The following is a 15,138-nucleotide window of genomic DNA, read 5'->3' on the forward strand; positions in this document are numbered from 1 at the left end:
TACCCTGTCCACATCGGTTGGACAGGGTATTTTTGTGTATTGAAGTTATTTCCAAATTATGTAATGATAGATTTTATGTGAAACTTACCAGGATTTTTTTCGTACTTACATATAGTTACAGATATTGGAGGACTACTTATGCCAAAGACAGCCATGGAATTAAATGACGTCAAAAAGACAATAGGAAACAAAGAGGTTATTAAAGGATTATCATTTGAAATTCATAAAGGAGAAGTATTCGGGTTTATCGGACCCAATGGTGCCGGCAAAACAACAACCATCCGCATGATGGTAGGGCTGATGGGACTATCGGATGGCGACGTCCGGATCCTCGGCGAAAGCATCAAATCAGCCTATAAGAAAGCCATCAGAGAGGTTGGGGCGATTGTTGAAAACCCGGAAATGTATCCGTTCATGACGGGTAAGCAAAATTTAAAGCACTACGCCCGTATGATGCCTGGCGTTTCACATAATCGTATTGAAGAAGTTATTAAGCTTGTCGGACTTGAACAAGCCATTAATGAAAAGGCCGGTAAATATTCGCTGGGAATGCGGCAGCGGCTTGGTATAGCCCAGGCCCTTCTGCAGAAGCCATCCGTGCTTATTTTGGATGAGCCTACCAACGGATTGGACCCCGCCGGCATCAGGGAGATTCGTCAATACATACGCAAGCTCGCAGAAGAAGAAGATGTCGCTGTCATCATCTCCAGTCACCTGCTGTCTGAAATCGAGCAAATGTGTGACCGTATCGGACTGATCAAAAATGGTGAAATGATCGCAATCCAAGATGTCAATGCAGCAACAGAAGAGACATCTGAGAGTGATATTCAAATGGAAGTAACACCAACGAAACATGCTGTCGAAGTATTAAAAAATGAATTTAACCTTCATGCAACAACTGACAACGCTACTTTAAATATTCGCGCCGAACGAGAAACGATACCAAAAATCATCCAAGCATTCGTCACTCACGATATACAGGTGTACCAAGTGACCATGACGAAATCAACACTGGAGGATAAATTCTTTGATTTGATTGGGGAGAATACGATTGAGTAACTTTTTTCAACTATTGGTCAACGAACAGATTAAATTATACATACGCAAATCAACATGGATTATGTATATTCTTATAGCCGTCCTAGTTGTTGGTCTGGCTTTTTTATCCAACTATTCTGTCGAACAAGCCGCGAAGTATCAGGATGACAATTGGCAGGAAACACTCGAACAGGAAAATGCCGACTTGCAGAAGCAAATGGAAGAGGACGACATGATGCAGGGATTTAATAGCACGCAGCTTGAAAAAAATAATTTCTATCTCGAAAATAATATCCAGCCGCGCAGTTACGATACATGGCAGTTTGTCATGGAACATGACTTTCTGCTTTCATTAGTGAGTCTTTTTACCATTATTGTAGCTGCGGGGATTATCGCGAATGAATTTAAGTGGGGAACTATCAAGCTATTACTGATCCGCCCTATTACACGAACTAAAATTTTGGCGGCAAAATACGTATCCGTTTTATTATTTGCGTTGTTCACACTCTTATTTGTATTGATTTTCTCATGGCTCGCCGGGGCGATATTTTTTGGTGTCAACGGCATGGACCCGCATATTGTCCTTAACGAAAATGACGGTTTTGCGCATGTTTCCATTATTGGACAAATCATCGAAGGTTATGGCTTGCAGCTTGTAACATTAGTGATGATGGCAACATTCGCCTTCATGATCTCCGCCATTTTCAGGCAGAGCTCACTGGCTATCGGGATCGCTATTTTCCTGATGCTTTCGGGAAATATGATTGTATCTTTTTTCTCCGAGTACAACTGGGCCAAGTATATCCTGTTCGCCAACACCAATATGAGCCAATATATAAACGGTTCGCCTATGTTTGAAGGGATGAGTTTAGGATTTTCGTTAGCTGTACTTACCGTGTATTATATCGTTTTCCTTGTTTTAGCATGGGTCTTTTTCACGAAAAGGGATGTCGCAGGACACTAAATTTATTCCCAGCATATAATTTAAACATATATTATAATAGTATTAGATTGAATATACCGAGGTGTGAAATCATGAAACGTTATTTAACTGCGATTTTCATAGGCATTAGTGGTGTTGTGCTGATTATTGGCCTTGGTGTGGACCTTTATTGGAGCGGCATAGCTTCATGGGGCATAGCATTCATTTGCCTTATTTTTGCCGTATACTTCACAAAATATATTCCGAATGACAAAAATGACGAAAAACATTAAACAAGACCGGGGAGCTGCTTATTGCTCCCCGGTCTTATTAACTCTCTTTCTGAAATTGAATAATTCGCTGTTTAATCTCATCCCGCACCCGCTCGAAAACTTGCCACCGTTCAGCTTCCGTTCCTTCAGCTTTGGCCGGGTCATCAAACCCCCAATGCATATTCTCCACATGCGGCGGGGTCATAGGGCAGTTATCCCGTGCATCACCGCATAACGTCACCACTATTTTTGCGTTATTCAAGAGATCAGTATCAATCGTGCTTGATTCCTGGTTGGAAATATCCAAGCCGGCTTCTTCCATGGCTTTGACTGCCATCGGATTTAAACCGTGTGCTTCGATCCCGGCACTTCTTACATCCCATTTATCACCGAGATATTTTCTTCCAAACCCTTCTGCCATCTGACTCCTGCAAGAATTCCCTGTGCATAGAAAATAAAGAATCGGTTTTTCAGACATAATGTTCCTCCTTAATGATTTGCTATTAAATTAGGCGGTTTTCCAAAAGAGTTGTTGTTTTGACATAAAATCCATAAACTGTGTCGCTGCGGCAAGGTAGGTCTTCGCTCAACATCATGGTTAGCGGAGGAAATACACGCAGACTCCTGCGGGAGGAAAGGCATAGGTGAGACACCGAAGCGCTCAGCGCAAGGGGGCTCACCAGCCGCCCGCGGAAAGCGGAGTGTATTTCCGGAGTGGTGCCAAGGAATTTCATGTTTCAGAGTTCATCTCAGTTTACTCAGATGTGGTTTTTTAGCAACAAAGAAAGCGAAAAAGCTTTAGAGCAGCAGCAATGTCAGATACAGCCCGAGCAGCGTGATGAACAATGTCGGGACGGTCAGGACAATGCCGACTTTGAAATAATAGCCCCATAAGATGTTAACACCCTTTGTCTTCAGTACGTGCAGCCACAGCAACGTCGCCAATGAACCAATCGGAGTGATTTTTGGCCCCAGGTCGCTGCCGATGACGTTGGCGTAGATCAATCCCTCTTTCAGAACCCCGGTTGCATTCGTATCGGCAATGGCCAGAGCATCAATCATAACAGTCGGCATATTATTCATAACCGATGACAAAACCGCAGCAATGAACCCCATCGACATTGTTGCTGCAAACAAGCCTTGATCGGCCGCCGCATCAAGAACACCTGTCAGCAAATCAGTCAAACCGACATTACGCAAACCATAGACAACGACATACATACCAAGTGAGAAAAATACAATATCCCATGGTCCGCCTTTTATGACTTTGCCGGTAGCCACAGCACTACTTTGCCGCCCGAGCAGCAGAAAGACAATTGCAATTGTTCCGGCCACAACCGAAACAGGAATTCCTATAAACTCGCTTGTGAAATAGCCAACTAACAGTATGCCAAGCACAAGCCAAGACAAACGGAACATTTTTTCATCTTTAATAGCTTCACGAGGCATTTTTAAGTCACTGACATTATAGCTCCCGGGTATATCCTTCCTAAAAAATAAATATAATACCAGGATGCTGGCAAGAAGTGAGAACATATTCGGAATGATCATACGTATTGCATATTCAAGAAAGCCGATCCCAAAGAAATCAGCCGAGACGATATTGACCAGGTTACTGACGACGAACGGCAATGACGTTGTATCGGCAATAAATCCGCTTGCCATAATGAACGGCAGAATAAATGCATCACGGAAATTCAATGCCCGAACCATCGCCAGAACAATCGGTGTCAGAATCAGCGCTGCCCCGTCGTTGGCAAACAGTGCCGCAACAATCGCGCCTAATACAGAAATATAAATGAACATTTTAACACCGCTGCCGCCTGCAATCCGTGCCATATGTAATGCGGCCCATTCAAAGAACCCGATTTCATCAAGCACCAGTGAAATGATGATAATCGCGACAAATGCCAATGTCGCATTCCACACAATATCGGCCACAGCAATGACATCATCAAATGTGACCACACCGACAAGCAAGGCAATCAACGCAGCAAAACAGGCTGTATAGCCAATCCCAAGGTTTTTAGGCTGCCAAATAATAAGTACAAGTGTCGCAAGGAAAATGATAATTGCTAAAATCGTTTGTAAGCCCACGCATGTTCCCCCTCAGATGTTTTAACATTGATTTAATTTTTTGGCTGCATTCATTTTTTGATGCAGTGTTTCTTGAACCGGGATGGAATCAACGATGTTTTCCACTAATGGGTGGAAAGACGCTTCACGCCTCAGACGATAATAAATCCACTGACCGCGCCGGTCTTCTGCTACAATTTTTGCATCGCGCAATTTCCGCAAATGCTGACTGATTGCTGGCTGAGACATACTCAGCACATCAACGATTTCACACACACAGCACTCCCGCTCGTATAACATTAAAACAATCGAAAGCCGTGTCCGATCACCAAGCAGCTTCAAAATCGGGACGGCTTCCTCCATTGATACACCCGTTTTCTCCATGAAATCCCTCATTTGCATCAATATATAATTAATTGCTTATACAAGCATATAAAATTTGAGTACAACATGCAATCATTCAAAGTTATGTTTTTCTTTCAATGAGTCCGGTGCGGCTTTTACCATTTGCTGCAGCAAAAAAGCAGCGACAGTTATATCATCAACGAAACCGAATAAATAGAAAAAGTCTGGAATTACATCAAACGGAATCAGGATATAGGCGGCAATCACTGCAACATATAAAAATTTTGTCCTGCCCCTTATCTGAGTTGAACGAAAGAAATCCGCTATAAATGGAATCGATTTATGAAATTTAAATAAGAAGCCAAGTCGTTTCATCATTTTTTTCATCAGCAACACCTGCTTTCTTTAAAGAGAAACATAAGAATTAGTGGCTGCAACCTCCCTTAATCCAATAAATTATTCGGCATAAACAATAGCCTGTCATCATTAGCAGCAGGGTTGCCGCGACCATCAGTGTTGTTGGTTAAAAAGTAGATTCCATCTTCAGTGGAATACACATCACGCACACGTCCTTCACCCGATATAAGGCGCTCCTGTGTTTCGTTTTCCGATTCAAAGCGATACAGACCTTCACCGGCCAAGGCACCAAAGTAAAAGAATCCTTCATGACAGGCCATGCCTGATGGCGCCCATGTATCACTGCCGGAATGAATGACCGGGGTTGTCATGTCTTCTTCAGTCTCATCACCCTGGATAGCCGGCCAGCCATAATTGCTTCCTGGTACAATTCGGTTTATTTCATCGTAAGCATTTGAGCCATGTTCAGTAGCGTACAGCTCTTCATTACCATTCCAGGCAAGCCCCTGGGAGTTACGATGGCCGTATGAGTATACATACGAATTATTAAACGGATTATCATCCGGAATCGTACCGTCCGGATTCATGCGCAGTATCTTTCCTGCTAAACTGTCAGGATTTTGTGCCGACTCTTCCATGGTGGCATCTCCAGTAGTCACATACAGTTTGTCATCAGGACCAATTTCAATCCGTCCGCCCTGGTGGACCTGTCCTCCCGGGATTTCGTCCAAAAGCACCGATGTTTCTTCCCACTGATCAGTCGATTCTTTAATCATTACAACCCGCTGATAATACGTGTCATCCTCCTGATATGAATAATAGGCTATGGCTTCCCCCGTTTCAGCAAATTCGTCCGGCAAAGTAATACCCAAGAGCCCTGCTTCAGGCTGATTTGAGAGATCCTTTGAAAATTGTACCGGCTTACGGGTCTGTTCATCATTATCGATTGTCACGATTGCCCCTGTCCGTTCACTCACATAAAATTTGTCATCAGCACGCTCTATTTCCCAAGGCTCCTCAAGGTTTTCAGCGATTGTTTCCATTTCATCATCTTTATCGGCCGTTTCTGTTTCAGTCTCTTCTGATGCCCCGTCCTGTGCACTATCTGAAGGTGCCTGTCCTTCTTCTGGTTGTCCCGGGCTGTCATCCTGGGAGCAGGCACTCATCAGTATGACCAAACTTACAGTTAACACTAAAAGATATCGCATCATCTTCACTCCCGCTGATTGTCTTATCACCATTTTAACGAATCTTAGGAGAAGGCAGTACCCAGCCGCTCACAGAAATTTCAGTAGTCCCGGGGCGATGTTTCGCACCCCCGCAGCCACGTAAAGCTCCCTGTTAAGCATGAAAAAACCGGCAATAGCATTCCCTGCCATCGCCGGTTTCAACCGTTTATCCCAGTTTTGCTTTTTTAGCTGCTTTCTCGCGTTCATTTTGATTTAACAGTTTTTTGCGCAGACGAACTGTTTCCGGTGTCACTTCACAATACTCATCATCATTCAAATATTGAAGAGCTTCCTCAAGAGACATGTCGCGCGTTTTCCTGATGGTTGCAGTCTGATCTTTAGTTGATGAACGGACGTTTGTCAAGTGTTTTTCTTTTGTAATATTAACCGTTAAGTCATTCTCCCGGTTGTGCTGTCCGACAATCATGCCAGCATAAATTTCAGTACCTGGTTCAACGAAAATAACACCGCGGTCTTCCAGCTGCATGATGCCGTAAGTCGTCGCTTTTCCGTTTTCCATGCCAACAAGGACACCTTCACGACGTCCGCCGACGTGACCTTTAACGAGCGGCTGATAAGTGTCAAAAGTGTGGTTAAGGATACCATAGCCACGTGTTAATGACATGAATTCTGTCGCATATCCGATCATCCCGCGGGACGGCACTTTAAATTCAATACGGACCTGACCATTGCCCTGGTTGACCATATCAACCATTTCTCCTTTGCGTTCACCGAGCGATTCCATGACAGGTCCTGTATAATCTTCCGGCACATCGACCTGGACATGTTCCACCGGTTCACATTGAACACCGTCAATTTCTTTAATGATGACCTGTGGTTTCGATAATTGCAATTCAAAACCTTCACGCCGCATATTTTCAATCAAAATGGAAAGATGCAGCTCACCGCGGCCTGAAACAGTCCAGGCGTCAGGTGAATCGGTCTGTTCAACTCGCAGACTGACATCTGTTTCGAGCTGTTTCATTAAACGTTCTTCAATTTGTCTTGAGGTAATATAGCTGCCTTCACGGCCGACAAAAGGACTGCTATTTGTCAAAAATGTCATCTGCAGCGTCGGCTCGTCAATACGGAGCCATGGCAGAGCTTCAGGCGTATCCTGCGGGCAGATCGTCTCGCCGACATTGATATCATCCAACCCTGAGATCGCTACGATGTCGCCTGCCTGTGCTTCTTGAATTTCGACTCGCTTCAGGCCGATAAACCCGAATAATTTACTAATGCGGAATGATTTCTGCGACCCGTCTTTCTTCATAACGACAACCTGCTGTCCTACCTTGATTTGGCCGCGTACAACACGTCCGACACCAATGCGCCCCAAATAATCATTGTAATCCAAGAGGGTAATCTGGAATTGCAATGGGTCAGCTGAAGTATCCGGCGGTGCAGGGATGTGATTCAATATCGTTTTGAATACCGGATCCATTGTTTCTGTCTGTTCGTCCTGTTCTTCACCGGATGTACCATTCACTGCTGAGGCATAAATGACCGGGAATTCCAGTTGTTCGTCATCTGCACCCAGTTCGATAAACAAATCAAGCACTTCATCAATTACTTCACTCGGTCGGGCATTCGGACGATCGATTTTATTTAACACAACAATCGGTGTCAGCTTTCGTTCGAGTGCTTTTTTCAAAACAAACCGTGTCTGTGGCATGCAGCCTTCATAAGCATCGACCACAAGCAGAACACCATCAACCATTTTCATGATACGTTCAACCTCACCGCCAAAGTCGGCGTGACCTGGTGTATCAAGTATATTAATCGTTGTATCTTCATGTTTCACGGCTGTATTCTTGGATAAAATCGTAATTCCACGTTCACGCTCAATATCGTTAGTGTCCATGGCGCGGTCATCCACTTGTTCATTTTCGCGAAATGTTCCTGAGTATTTCAGCATCTGATCGACAAGTGTTGTCTTGCCATGGTCAACATGGGCGATAATCGCAATGTTACGAATGTCTTCTCTTAATTGCATAAACGTACGCTCCTCTATTATTTAAGGATGACTCAAAACTATCCGATTGTATCATAAAGTGAAACTTCGTGCAATGGACCGCTTTTCCCCACTGCATGTTAGTTGAACAGAATCGGACCTGCGGGGCAAAATCTTATTCAGGAAAAGTGATGATAAACTTCGCACCCCCAAGCTCTGAATCCTTCACCATAATTCCGCCGCCGGACTGTTCGACAATGGCACGTGCAATCGCAAGCCCCAGTCCGGTCTCTCCGGTTTTACCTTTAACGAACCTATGAAAAATATGCGGGATCAGATCATCTGATACACCTTCCCCGTCGTCTTCAATCGTAATCTTTTTTTTCTCTGCCGTAATATCTACACGCGACCGGGCATGCCTGATCGCATTAAAGGTAATATTCAAGAAGGCACGCAGCATTTTTTCCTGATCGGCGTAGAAAGCACTGTTTTCAACCACAGTGTGATTCAGTTCAATCCCTTTTTCACTGACTAATGGAAACGCCCGATCAACAACCTGATCAATCATTTCAGCTGCCTCAATCTGCTCAGGCTGATATGTCGTCTGTTCACTGTCCAGTTTTGCAAGCAATATCATTTCATTTATGATGCTTTTCAAACGACTGACTTCTGTTACCATCATTTCCAGTCCTTTTTCCCGGTCATCAGCTTCGAAAACGCCATCACGAATACCTTCTGCATATCCCTGAATTGTCATGAGCGGCGTTTTCAATTCGTGACTGGCATTCTGGAAAAAGGCCTGCTGTGATTTCATATAACGCTCCAGTTCAGTAGCCATATCGTACAAGCCTTGTTCAACTTCTTTAATTTCACCTGTTGCCTTGACGCGCTCGATATCTTCAAATTTTCGTTTTTCAATTTTTTTGAGCTGATGTTTCAACTCTGTGAGCGGGGTTACTAATTTGTTGGTCAAAAAATAACTGAGCAAAATTGCCGCAATTGTACCGATAATGAAAACTAGAATCATCCGCTGGAAAAAGTCCTGCTGCACTGACTGCAGATCAGTCATCGGTGTCAATAAAACCATCTCAAGGCCTGTACGATCCGGGTAAATTAAAATTCTCGACGTTACAAACGTATTATTGCCCGCATCCCATAGTTCTTCCTGATCATCTGCAAAATAATTTTTCTCTTTAAACTCACTGACAAATTGCTGCGGCATCGTTGACATCAAAACCTGGTCCTGACTGCGGTCATAAAGAAACAGCTGCAAATCCTGATCCCTCAGAAAACTGCTGAACTCTTCAATGCTCCCAATAGACCCATCTTGCTGATTCAGTACTTGTATGAGCAATTCGCCCTTCTGTTCGAGTTCCGTCCGTTCGTCATCTATCAGCATCCCGAGGATCATTGAATAAATCACATAACCTGTAGCTGTAAGGATAACCAGCAACAGAGCGGTAAAAGCCAGATTTAACTGGGATTGGAGTTTCATGGATGTTCCTCTTCACTGCGCAGCCGGTAACCATAGCCCCAAACCGTTTCCAATGAAATGTCTGTCAATTTTTTACGGATTCGCTTTACAAGGTCGTCCACAGCGCGGTCGCTTCCGAAATAATCTTCCCCCCAAATCTTAATAAGCAGTTCTTCCCGGGAAAAAGCTCTATTGACGTTTTTTGCTACGAGCAAGAGCAAATCAAATTCCTTTGTCGTCACAACCTGTTCCTCTCCATGCCAAAAAATCCTGCGATCATTTTCATGAATCAGCAGATTATCAACCTTTATACGGTCATGAGATTCTTGGCTGATTCCATCTGCAGGAGCGGCACGTTTGAACAAACGCTTGATTCGTGCCACGAGCTCCCTCGGACTGAAGGGTTTTGTCAAATAATCATCGCCTCCCAGCTCAAGACCGAGAATTTTATCCACTTCATCATCTTTGGCTGAAATGATAATAATCGGCACATCACTTTCCTGACGAATTTTTTTGCAGAACTCATAGCCATCCATTCCGGGCAGCATGATATCCAACACCCACATATCCGGGCGCCGGGTTTCCCAAAGCTCCCAAGCTTTTTCAGCAGATTCCATTATCGTGGCTTCATAGCCTTCTTTTTTCAAATAAGCCGAAACAATATTTTGAATGTTAGAGTCATCTTCAACGACTCCAATATGATGTGTCATAAAGGACGCCTCCATCATTAATGTGTTATGATTAATTCCACAAATTGTCGGGAATGTCACTATAAGAAAAACTTTTACACATTTTTGCCGTATTTGCACCAAATTCTTACCAAGTATGGTCATTATAATAAGAGTTGACTTCATGATAACGTAAAGAGGTGAATTATTCATGGATTATAACAATTATCATAACGGGAACGAAAATAACGATAACATGAATCAGGAAAATCCGGAAGAACAACCGGCTCAAGAAACAAATCCTGAGACAAATGGCGGGATTGCACAAACAGCAAGACAAAACGCCAAAGCCAATCAGGATGACAAACCGAAAAAAAGGAAATCCGGAAATTTCTTCAGCGCTTTAATCGGCGGTGTTGTTTCAGCTGTCATAGTCGTCCTTTTATTTACGACTAATATTATACCAGATGGCGGAAACACCTCTAATTCAAACGCCGGTTCAAATAATAATGAAAGCAGTGAAACTTCCGGAACACCTGAAGTGACCGAAACCATTGCTTCGGACGATGCTAATACCGCCTCAAGCATGGAAGAGGCTGCCGAAGCCGTCGTTGGCGTCACCCGCATCCAGCAGACAAACATTTGGGAGCAAAGTTCGGAATCCGGCACAGGCTCAGGCATTATCTACAAGAAAGAAAATGGCAATGCTTATGTCGTAACAAACCAACACGTTGTTGCGGATGCTCAGGAAGTTGAAGTGGCGCTCAATAATGATGAACGGATCAATGCCGAAGTACTTGGAACAGATCAGCTCAGTGACTTGGCTGTATTGAAAATTGACGGGTCTAAAATCGATACTGTCGCAAGTCTTGGTTCATCAAGTGATGTGGAAGTTGGTGAAACCGCCGTTGCAATCGGCAATCCGCTCGGAATGGAATTTGCCAATACGCTGACAAGAGGGATTATCAGCGGCGTCGACCGTTCCGTCCAAATGGACACGAACCGCGACGGGCAGCCGGACTGGGTAACAGAAGTTCTCCAGACTGATGCAGCCATCAATCCCGGAAACAGCGGCGGTGCACTTGTGAACAGTGATGGTAAAGTCATTGGCATCAACTCTATGAAAATTGCACAAACAGCTGTAGAAGGCATTGGCTTTGCTATTCCGATTGACACGGCAATGCCAATAATCGAACAGCTTGAAAAAGATGGAGCAGTATCACGTCCATTTATCGGCATCAGTTCAGTGTCCATGAGCCAAGTGCCACAGCAATATCGCAATCAGGTTCAAGTCCCTGAAAGTGTTGAAGGCGGCATGGTGATTGCTCAGGCAGAAGACGGATCGCCTGCAGCTGAAGCGGGCCTGCAACAATTCGATGTGATTACTAAAATTAACGGCAATGCGGTAACATCAATCGTTGATTTACGCCAATTTCTGTACAATGAAGCAGAAATAGGCGAAACCGTTGAACTTGAAATTTACCGAAATGGCGAGGCACAAACCGTATCACTCGAACTGGCCGAACGCCAGAAAAAACAGCAACAAAACTGACTCCCCTTTATTAAAACCTGCTAGCTTTTACAGCTGCAGGTTTTAAAATTAACGGCTGTTTTCTAAAACATTCTTCTTTTGATAAAAAGATAAAGTGAATCTTCAATCAGTGGGGGTTTTCTTTCTTCCCCACTGATTGTTAGATGAACGAATCGGACATTTACTGGCAGCCATCCCCCACCTAATCTTCATCGTTTTTGCGAACATTTGAAGTGGGGGTCCTACTGCCAGTTACATGCGGGATAAACGTCTCGAAAAGAGATTTCTATCCAATTCCGGAAAGGCTGGATAATGAAAAATATAACAAAATCCCTTATACTTTAAGTGTGTGTTCAAAAAGGAGGATAAAAAGGACCGAGAAGTTCGAGGCGGTGCAGTTTCGAGCAGCGGAATGTATGTATTTAGATACATGAGCACAAGTAATGCTTCCCTGAATCCGCATCGCATGCCGGAAAAGCGGTTTCCTTTTCCAAGGAGCGAAGAAACAAGCCAACTAGAAACACCGACGTGTCATTTTTTCCGGACTTTTGAACAACCTCTTTAATTAAAAGGTACTATATAGGATGTGATTGAATGCTATGCCCATCATGCGGTCTGGAAACGTCTGAAGGAAAGTACTGCACAAATTGCGGTGCACAATTGACTATTGAAGAGAAGATTGAAGATGAAACACGTCAGCTCTATGAACAAACATCTGATGAAATCAACTCCGGGGAAAACGCAGAGAAAAGTGCAAAATCCCGCGACCTGACGGAAAAACTGAAAACTGTCGGCGAGGACTTTGGCCATTTCTTTACAACACTCGTTAAATCCCCAATCGAAGCCAGAAAAGCCAATCATACCGATACGATTTCCGGCATTATAACAATTGTAATAATGGCTTTATTGCTGGCGATTAGCTATTTTGTCGTGTTCAATATTGTCCCGGCTAATTTTATCGGAAGCATTTCATTTTTTGACGGTTTAATTCTGCCGTTTATATCATTTGGTTTGTTGCAATTTTTGATTGCAGTCTTGACTTTTGTAGGTGTAAAATTAGCTGCCCAGGCTGTGACATTTCCTGATGTCATAGCCAAATATGGTGCTTATTTAATACCATTTTTACTTCTATATGTTGCGGGGCTCATCTTTTTAATGCTTGGAATCTCGGTACTCGCCGGTCTGTCGATTGTGATAAGCATTCTCGGATTCCTTCTGTTTGTTCCGACCTTTATTCTTTTGGAACAACCGGCAGAAGGTTTTGACAGAATTTATGTATTGCTTGGATTATACATCATTCTCGTTATGGCATTTGGTTTTTTCACTCAATCGTTCGTGACTTCAATCATCGGAAACATGATGGATTCCATCTTCCGCGGTTTTTAATACAGTGAAACTTCATTCAGAGAAATTGGTTTTTATCTCTCTGAATGAAGGCAAAAAATCTCCTCTGACGGGGAGATTTTTTCGTTCATAATGGAGACTGGGCTCTCACGTACACTAATCTTCATATTCATCATGATTCGGTGTCACACCGGTGAACTTCCCGTCCTGATCAGCAGCTAAAAAACTTTCCTCATCCGTAACGCTTCCGACATTCTCATCACTGTTCGGATACATTTCATCGTAGTTGTCACGGTCACCATAAAAGTCTGATGCTGTTTCTGAGGTACCATAGCGGCTTACTTCCTGCCATGCATCTTCCGCGTCATAACCGGTCTGTTCTTCAGCAGTTGTATCATCGGGATTGATATTCGGGCTAACAACACCTTCTTCAACCGGCCGGTCCTTCTTTGCAAGGTCATCCTTCCCCTCTGCATGTTCAAAACAGCGGTCTGCTGTCGGCATTGCCTCCAAACGCTCAAAGGGGATATCCCGCCCGCATTCACTGCAAATTCCATATGTGCCATCTGCAATCGCATGAAGTGCTGCGTTGATATCCTTCAACTCTTTTTCCGCATGCTCATTCAGGGCAATATCCTTTTCGCGCTCAAACATTTCCGTTCCCATATCACCGGGGTGATTATCGTAATTGGATAGCTCATCCATTGATTGCTTCGTCATTTCAAGCGATGTTCCGAAATGGTCCTTTACCTGGCCGATTAATTCATTCTGCTGCTTCTCCAGTGCATTTTTACATTGTTTAAGCTGCTCGTTTGTCATCATAGATGTCAGCCTCCATTTTTTAAAATGAATCGCTAATCATACTATGTGTCGATACGGATGATTGATACTTTATTTTCACTTCCATATCATGTTAATATGGCACAATTATTTATGAATCTGATGTTAGAGGTTATCCAAAGCAAGCGCGATAATCGCACCTGCTATCGCAAATATAAGCTTTCCACCTAGCTCAATTCCGATCCCACTGTCACCAAAAATTACAAATCCAGCGATTCCGCCAATCATAAACCCAATAATGACTTTTGCAATTGTACTCACCATCTGTCACCTCCATCTGTTTTGTGTCCCTTCCTTTATTTAATGATACTCCTCACTTATTAAATCCGGCTTAACGAAGGATTAAATATTTATTAATTGATAATGCAATTCCCAGCGATTCTTGGCTATGCCGATTTAAGAAATATTTAATGTCTGGATAATAAATTATTTATTTTTACCTGGTAAGCTGAACTTGAACCATAAAGGAAGGTGATTAAATGAGAACTGTGGGAAGATGGCTTTATTTCATTTTCGCCATAATCTTTCTACTTTGCAGTCTGGGACAATTTTTCCTTGCGGGGATGGCCATTTTTGGCGAAGGTCAGTTTTGGTCTGACCATAAAATGCTTGCTCACTTATTTGGATTGAATATTCCGATTATCATGATGATCAGTGCATTCATGGGCAATGCCAAAAGGGAAGATTATTTTTCCATCCTGGGATTATTAATACTGATTATTACCATGTATGCAACAGCCAATCTGGGCTTTCGTCATCCATTTCTGGGAGCACTGCATCCTATCTTGGGCGTGTTAATTATCATGCTGTCAATATTGAATGTGTTCCGTTCAAAAGTTCTATTGGGAAATAAAAAGTAAAGGGGGATAATGATGCGTTTAGTTATATTCGTTATTTTGGGGCTTATCGGCGGCTACTTTCTTGGAAGTATCATTTTTAGATTAATGGCCGGGTTTGGCGTTAATATTTCAGGGCTGCCGCTGATTTTCATGTTTTTTCCTTATTTAACAGCAATCATTTTAGCTATATTATTGCCGGTGATTGACAAAAAGAACAGGCAAAACTAAAGCAGAGGCACACCTCTGCTT

The 15,138-nt window shown here is 43.3% G+C and carries 18 protein-coding genes; 8 read left to right on the forward strand and 10 right to left on the reverse strand.

The window, feature by feature from the left end; translation table 11 throughout:
• Nucleotides 1-138: 138 nt before the first annotated feature.
• The 3 genes from AOX59_RS11570 (at nt 139) to AOX59_RS11580 (ending at nt 2,253) form a co-directional block, all read left to right on the forward strand.
• Nucleotides 139-1,059 carry an ABC transporter ATP-binding protein gene (locus AOX59_RS11570; protein WP_068445692.1) on the forward strand — a complete coding sequence of 307 codons (921 nt, stop codon included), beginning with the start codon at nt 139-141 and terminating at the stop codon, nt 1,057-1,059.
• A complete protein-coding gene (locus AOX59_RS11575; protein ID WP_068445694.1) occupies nt 1,052-2,002 on the forward strand; it encodes an ABC transporter permease in 951 nt (316 codons plus the stop codon). The genes AOX59_RS11570 and AOX59_RS11575 overlap by 8 nt, the downstream gene beginning before the upstream one ends.
• 71 nt (nt 2,003-2,073) lie before the next feature.
• Nucleotides 2,074-2,253 carry a hypothetical protein gene (locus AOX59_RS11580; protein ID WP_068445697.1) on the forward strand — a complete coding sequence of 60 codons (180 nt, stop codon included), beginning with the start codon at nt 2,074-2,076 and terminating at the stop codon, nt 2,251-2,253.
• Between the two features lie 37 nt (nt 2,254-2,290).
• Here AOX59_RS11580 and arsC read toward each other — a convergent pair whose 3' ends face one another.
• Nucleotides 2,291-2,710: an arsenate reductase (thioredoxin) gene (gene arsC, locus AOX59_RS11585; protein ID WP_068445700.1), complete on the reverse strand. Its 420-nt coding sequence runs from the start codon at nt 2,708-2,710 to the stop codon at nt 2,291-2,293.
• Nucleotides 2,711-2,842: 132 nt separating this feature from the next.
• On the opposite strand from arsC, the gene AOX59_RS20310 reads away from it, so the two are divergent.
• Nucleotides 2,843-3,034: a hypothetical protein gene (locus tag AOX59_RS20310; RefSeq protein ID WP_237049434.1), complete on the forward strand. Its 192-nt coding sequence runs from the start codon at nt 2,843-2,845 to the stop codon at nt 3,032-3,034.
• On the opposite strand, the gene AOX59_RS11590 is transcribed toward AOX59_RS20310, so the two are convergent.
• The 7 genes from AOX59_RS11590 to AOX59_RS11620 form a co-directional block, all read right to left on the reverse strand.
• Nucleotides 3,031-4,329 carry an arsenic transporter gene (locus tag AOX59_RS11590; protein WP_068445702.1) on the reverse strand — a complete coding sequence of 433 codons (1,299 nt, stop codon included), beginning with the start codon at nt 4,327-4,329 and terminating at the stop codon, nt 3,031-3,033. The two genes, AOX59_RS20310 and AOX59_RS11590, sit on opposite strands and share 4 nt — an antisense overlap.
• Before the next feature lie 21 nt (nt 4,330-4,350).
• Nucleotides 4,351-4,692 (reverse strand): ArsR/SmtB family transcription factor, encoded by a 342-nt coding sequence (locus AOX59_RS11595; RefSeq protein ID WP_068445704.1) that lies wholly within the window; start codon nt 4,690-4,692, stop codon nt 4,351-4,353.
• Nucleotides 4,693-4,764: 72 nt separating this feature from the next.
• Nucleotides 4,765-5,040 carry a YkvA family protein gene (locus AOX59_RS11600; RefSeq protein ID WP_068445706.1) on the reverse strand — a complete coding sequence of 92 codons (276 nt, stop codon included), beginning with the start codon at nt 5,038-5,040 and terminating at the stop codon, nt 4,765-4,767.
• Between the two features lie 56 nt (nt 5,041-5,096).
• The gene (locus AOX59_RS11605) at nt 5,097-6,221 is read right to left on the reverse strand and encodes a PQQ-dependent sugar dehydrogenase (protein ID WP_068445708.1); all 1,125 of its coding nucleotides are present in this window, start codon (nt 6,219-6,221) and stop codon (nt 5,097-5,099) included.
• A gap of 184 nt (nt 6,222-6,405) precedes the next feature.
• Nucleotides 6,406-8,235: a translational GTPase TypA gene (gene typA, locus AOX59_RS11610; RefSeq protein ID WP_068445710.1), complete on the reverse strand. Its 1,830-nt coding sequence runs from the start codon at nt 8,233-8,235 to the stop codon at nt 6,406-6,408.
• Between the two features lie 133 nt (nt 8,236-8,368).
• Nucleotides 8,369-9,688, reverse strand: a complete 1,320-nt coding sequence (locus AOX59_RS11615) for a sensor histidine kinase (RefSeq protein WP_068445712.1) — start codon at nt 9,686-9,688, stop codon at nt 8,369-8,371.
• Entirely contained in the window at nt 9,685-10,377 is a 693-nt protein-coding gene (locus AOX59_RS11620; RefSeq protein ID WP_068445714.1) for a response regulator transcription factor, read from the reverse strand. Before AOX59_RS11620 ends, AOX59_RS11615 begins: the two co-directional genes overlap by 4 nt.
• Before the next feature lie 169 nt (nt 10,378-10,546).
• Between AOX59_RS11620 and AOX59_RS11625 the strand changes: the two genes are divergently transcribed.
• Both AOX59_RS11625 and AOX59_RS11630 read left to right on the forward strand, forming a co-directional pair.
• Complete coding sequence (locus AOX59_RS11625; protein WP_068445716.1) at nt 10,547-11,887, forward strand: S1C family serine protease; 1,341 nt, start codon at nt 10,547-10,549, stop codon at nt 11,885-11,887.
• A 573-nt stretch (nt 11,888-12,460) separates the two neighbouring features.
• Nucleotides 12,461-13,252: a zinc ribbon domain-containing protein gene (locus AOX59_RS11630; RefSeq protein ID WP_068445719.1), complete on the forward strand. Its 792-nt coding sequence runs from the start codon at nt 12,461-12,463 to the stop codon at nt 13,250-13,252.
• Between the two features lie 114 nt (nt 13,253-13,366).
• Here the strand turns inward: AOX59_RS11630 and AOX59_RS11635 are convergent, their stop codons facing one another.
• Together AOX59_RS11635 and AOX59_RS19720 are read right to left on the reverse strand one after the other, a co-directional pair.
• On the reverse strand, nt 13,367-14,032 hold the full coding sequence (locus tag AOX59_RS11635; protein WP_068445721.1) for a TraR/DksA C4-type zinc finger protein: 666 nt from the start codon (nt 14,030-14,032) through the stop codon (nt 13,367-13,369).
• 123 nt (nt 14,033-14,155) lie between these two features.
• Complete coding sequence (locus tag AOX59_RS19720) at nt 14,156-14,314, reverse strand: hypothetical protein (protein WP_156418692.1); 159 nt, start codon at nt 14,312-14,314, stop codon at nt 14,156-14,158.
• 215 nt (nt 14,315-14,529) lie between these two features.
• Here AOX59_RS19720 and AOX59_RS11640 point away from each other — a divergent pair, with 215 nt between their 5' ends.
• Both AOX59_RS11640 and AOX59_RS11645 read left to right on the forward strand, forming a co-directional pair.
• Nucleotides 14,530-14,910: a DUF6220 domain-containing protein gene (locus AOX59_RS11640; protein ID WP_068445723.1), complete on the forward strand. Its 381-nt coding sequence runs from the start codon at nt 14,530-14,532 to the stop codon at nt 14,908-14,910.
• 9 nt (nt 14,911-14,919) lie between these two features.
• A complete protein-coding gene (locus AOX59_RS11645; protein WP_156418693.1) occupies nt 14,920-15,117 on the forward strand; it encodes a DUF5957 family protein in 198 nt (65 codons plus the stop codon).
• Nucleotides 15,118-15,138 lie beyond the last annotated feature (21 nt).

This window comes from Lentibacillus amyloliquefaciens, from assembly GCF_001307805.1.
Classification (GTDB): domain Bacteria; phylum Bacillota; class Bacilli; order Bacillales; family Amphibacillaceae; genus Lentibacillus; species Lentibacillus amyloliquefaciens.

What these genes read in the sequence shown, in the direction of transcription:
- AOX59_RS11570 (WP_068445692.1), top strand. Translation starts at nt 139, where the DNA reads ATGCCAAAGACAGCCATGGAATTAAATGACGTCAAAAAGACAATAGGA.
- AOX59_RS11580 (WP_068445697.1), top strand. Translation starts at nt 2,074, where the DNA reads ATGAAACGTTATTTAACTGCGATTTTCATAGGCATTAGTGGTGTTGTG.
- arsC (WP_068445700.1), bottom strand. Translation starts at nt 2,710, where the DNA reads ATGTCTGAAAAACCGATTCTTTATTTTCTATGCACAGGGAATTCTTGC.
- AOX59_RS11595 (WP_068445704.1), bottom strand. Translation starts at nt 4,692, where the DNA reads ATGGAGAAAACGGGTGTATCAATGGAGGAAGCCGTCCCGATTTTGAAG.
- AOX59_RS11600 (WP_068445706.1), bottom strand. Translation starts at nt 5,040, where the DNA reads ATGAAAAAAATGATGAAACGACTTGGCTTCTTATTTAAATTTCATAAA.
- AOX59_RS11605 (WP_068445708.1), bottom strand. Translation starts at nt 6,221, where the DNA reads ATGATGCGATATCTTTTAGTGTTAACTGTAAGTTTGGTCATACTGATG.
- typA (WP_068445710.1), bottom strand. Translation starts at nt 8,235, where the DNA reads ATGCAATTAAGAGAAGACATTCGTAACATTGCGATTATCGCCCATGTT.
- AOX59_RS11615 (WP_068445712.1), bottom strand. Translation starts at nt 9,688, where the DNA reads ATGAAACTCCAATCCCAGTTAAATCTGGCTTTTACCGCTCTGTTGCTG.
- AOX59_RS11620 (WP_068445714.1), bottom strand. Translation starts at nt 10,377, where the DNA reads ATGACACATCATATTGGAGTCGTTGAAGATGACTCTAACATTCAAAAT.
- AOX59_RS11625 (WP_068445716.1), top strand. Translation starts at nt 10,547, where the DNA reads ATGGATTATAACAATTATCATAACGGGAACGAAAATAACGATAACATG.
- AOX59_RS11630 (WP_068445719.1), top strand. Translation starts at nt 12,461, where the DNA reads ATGCTATGCCCATCATGCGGTCTGGAAACGTCTGAAGGAAAGTACTGC.
- AOX59_RS11635 (WP_068445721.1), bottom strand. Translation starts at nt 14,032, where the DNA reads ATGATGACAAACGAGCAGCTTAAACAATGTAAAAATGCACTGGAGAAG.
- AOX59_RS19720 (WP_156418692.1), bottom strand. Translation starts at nt 14,314, where the DNA reads ATGGTGAGTACAATTGCAAAAGTCATTATTGGGTTTATGATTGGCGGA.
- AOX59_RS11640 (WP_068445723.1), top strand. Translation starts at nt 14,530, where the DNA reads ATGAGAACTGTGGGAAGATGGCTTTATTTCATTTTCGCCATAATCTTT.
- AOX59_RS11645 (WP_156418693.1), top strand. Translation starts at nt 14,920, where the DNA reads ATGATGCGTTTAGTTATATTCGTTATTTTGGGGCTTATCGGCGGCTAC.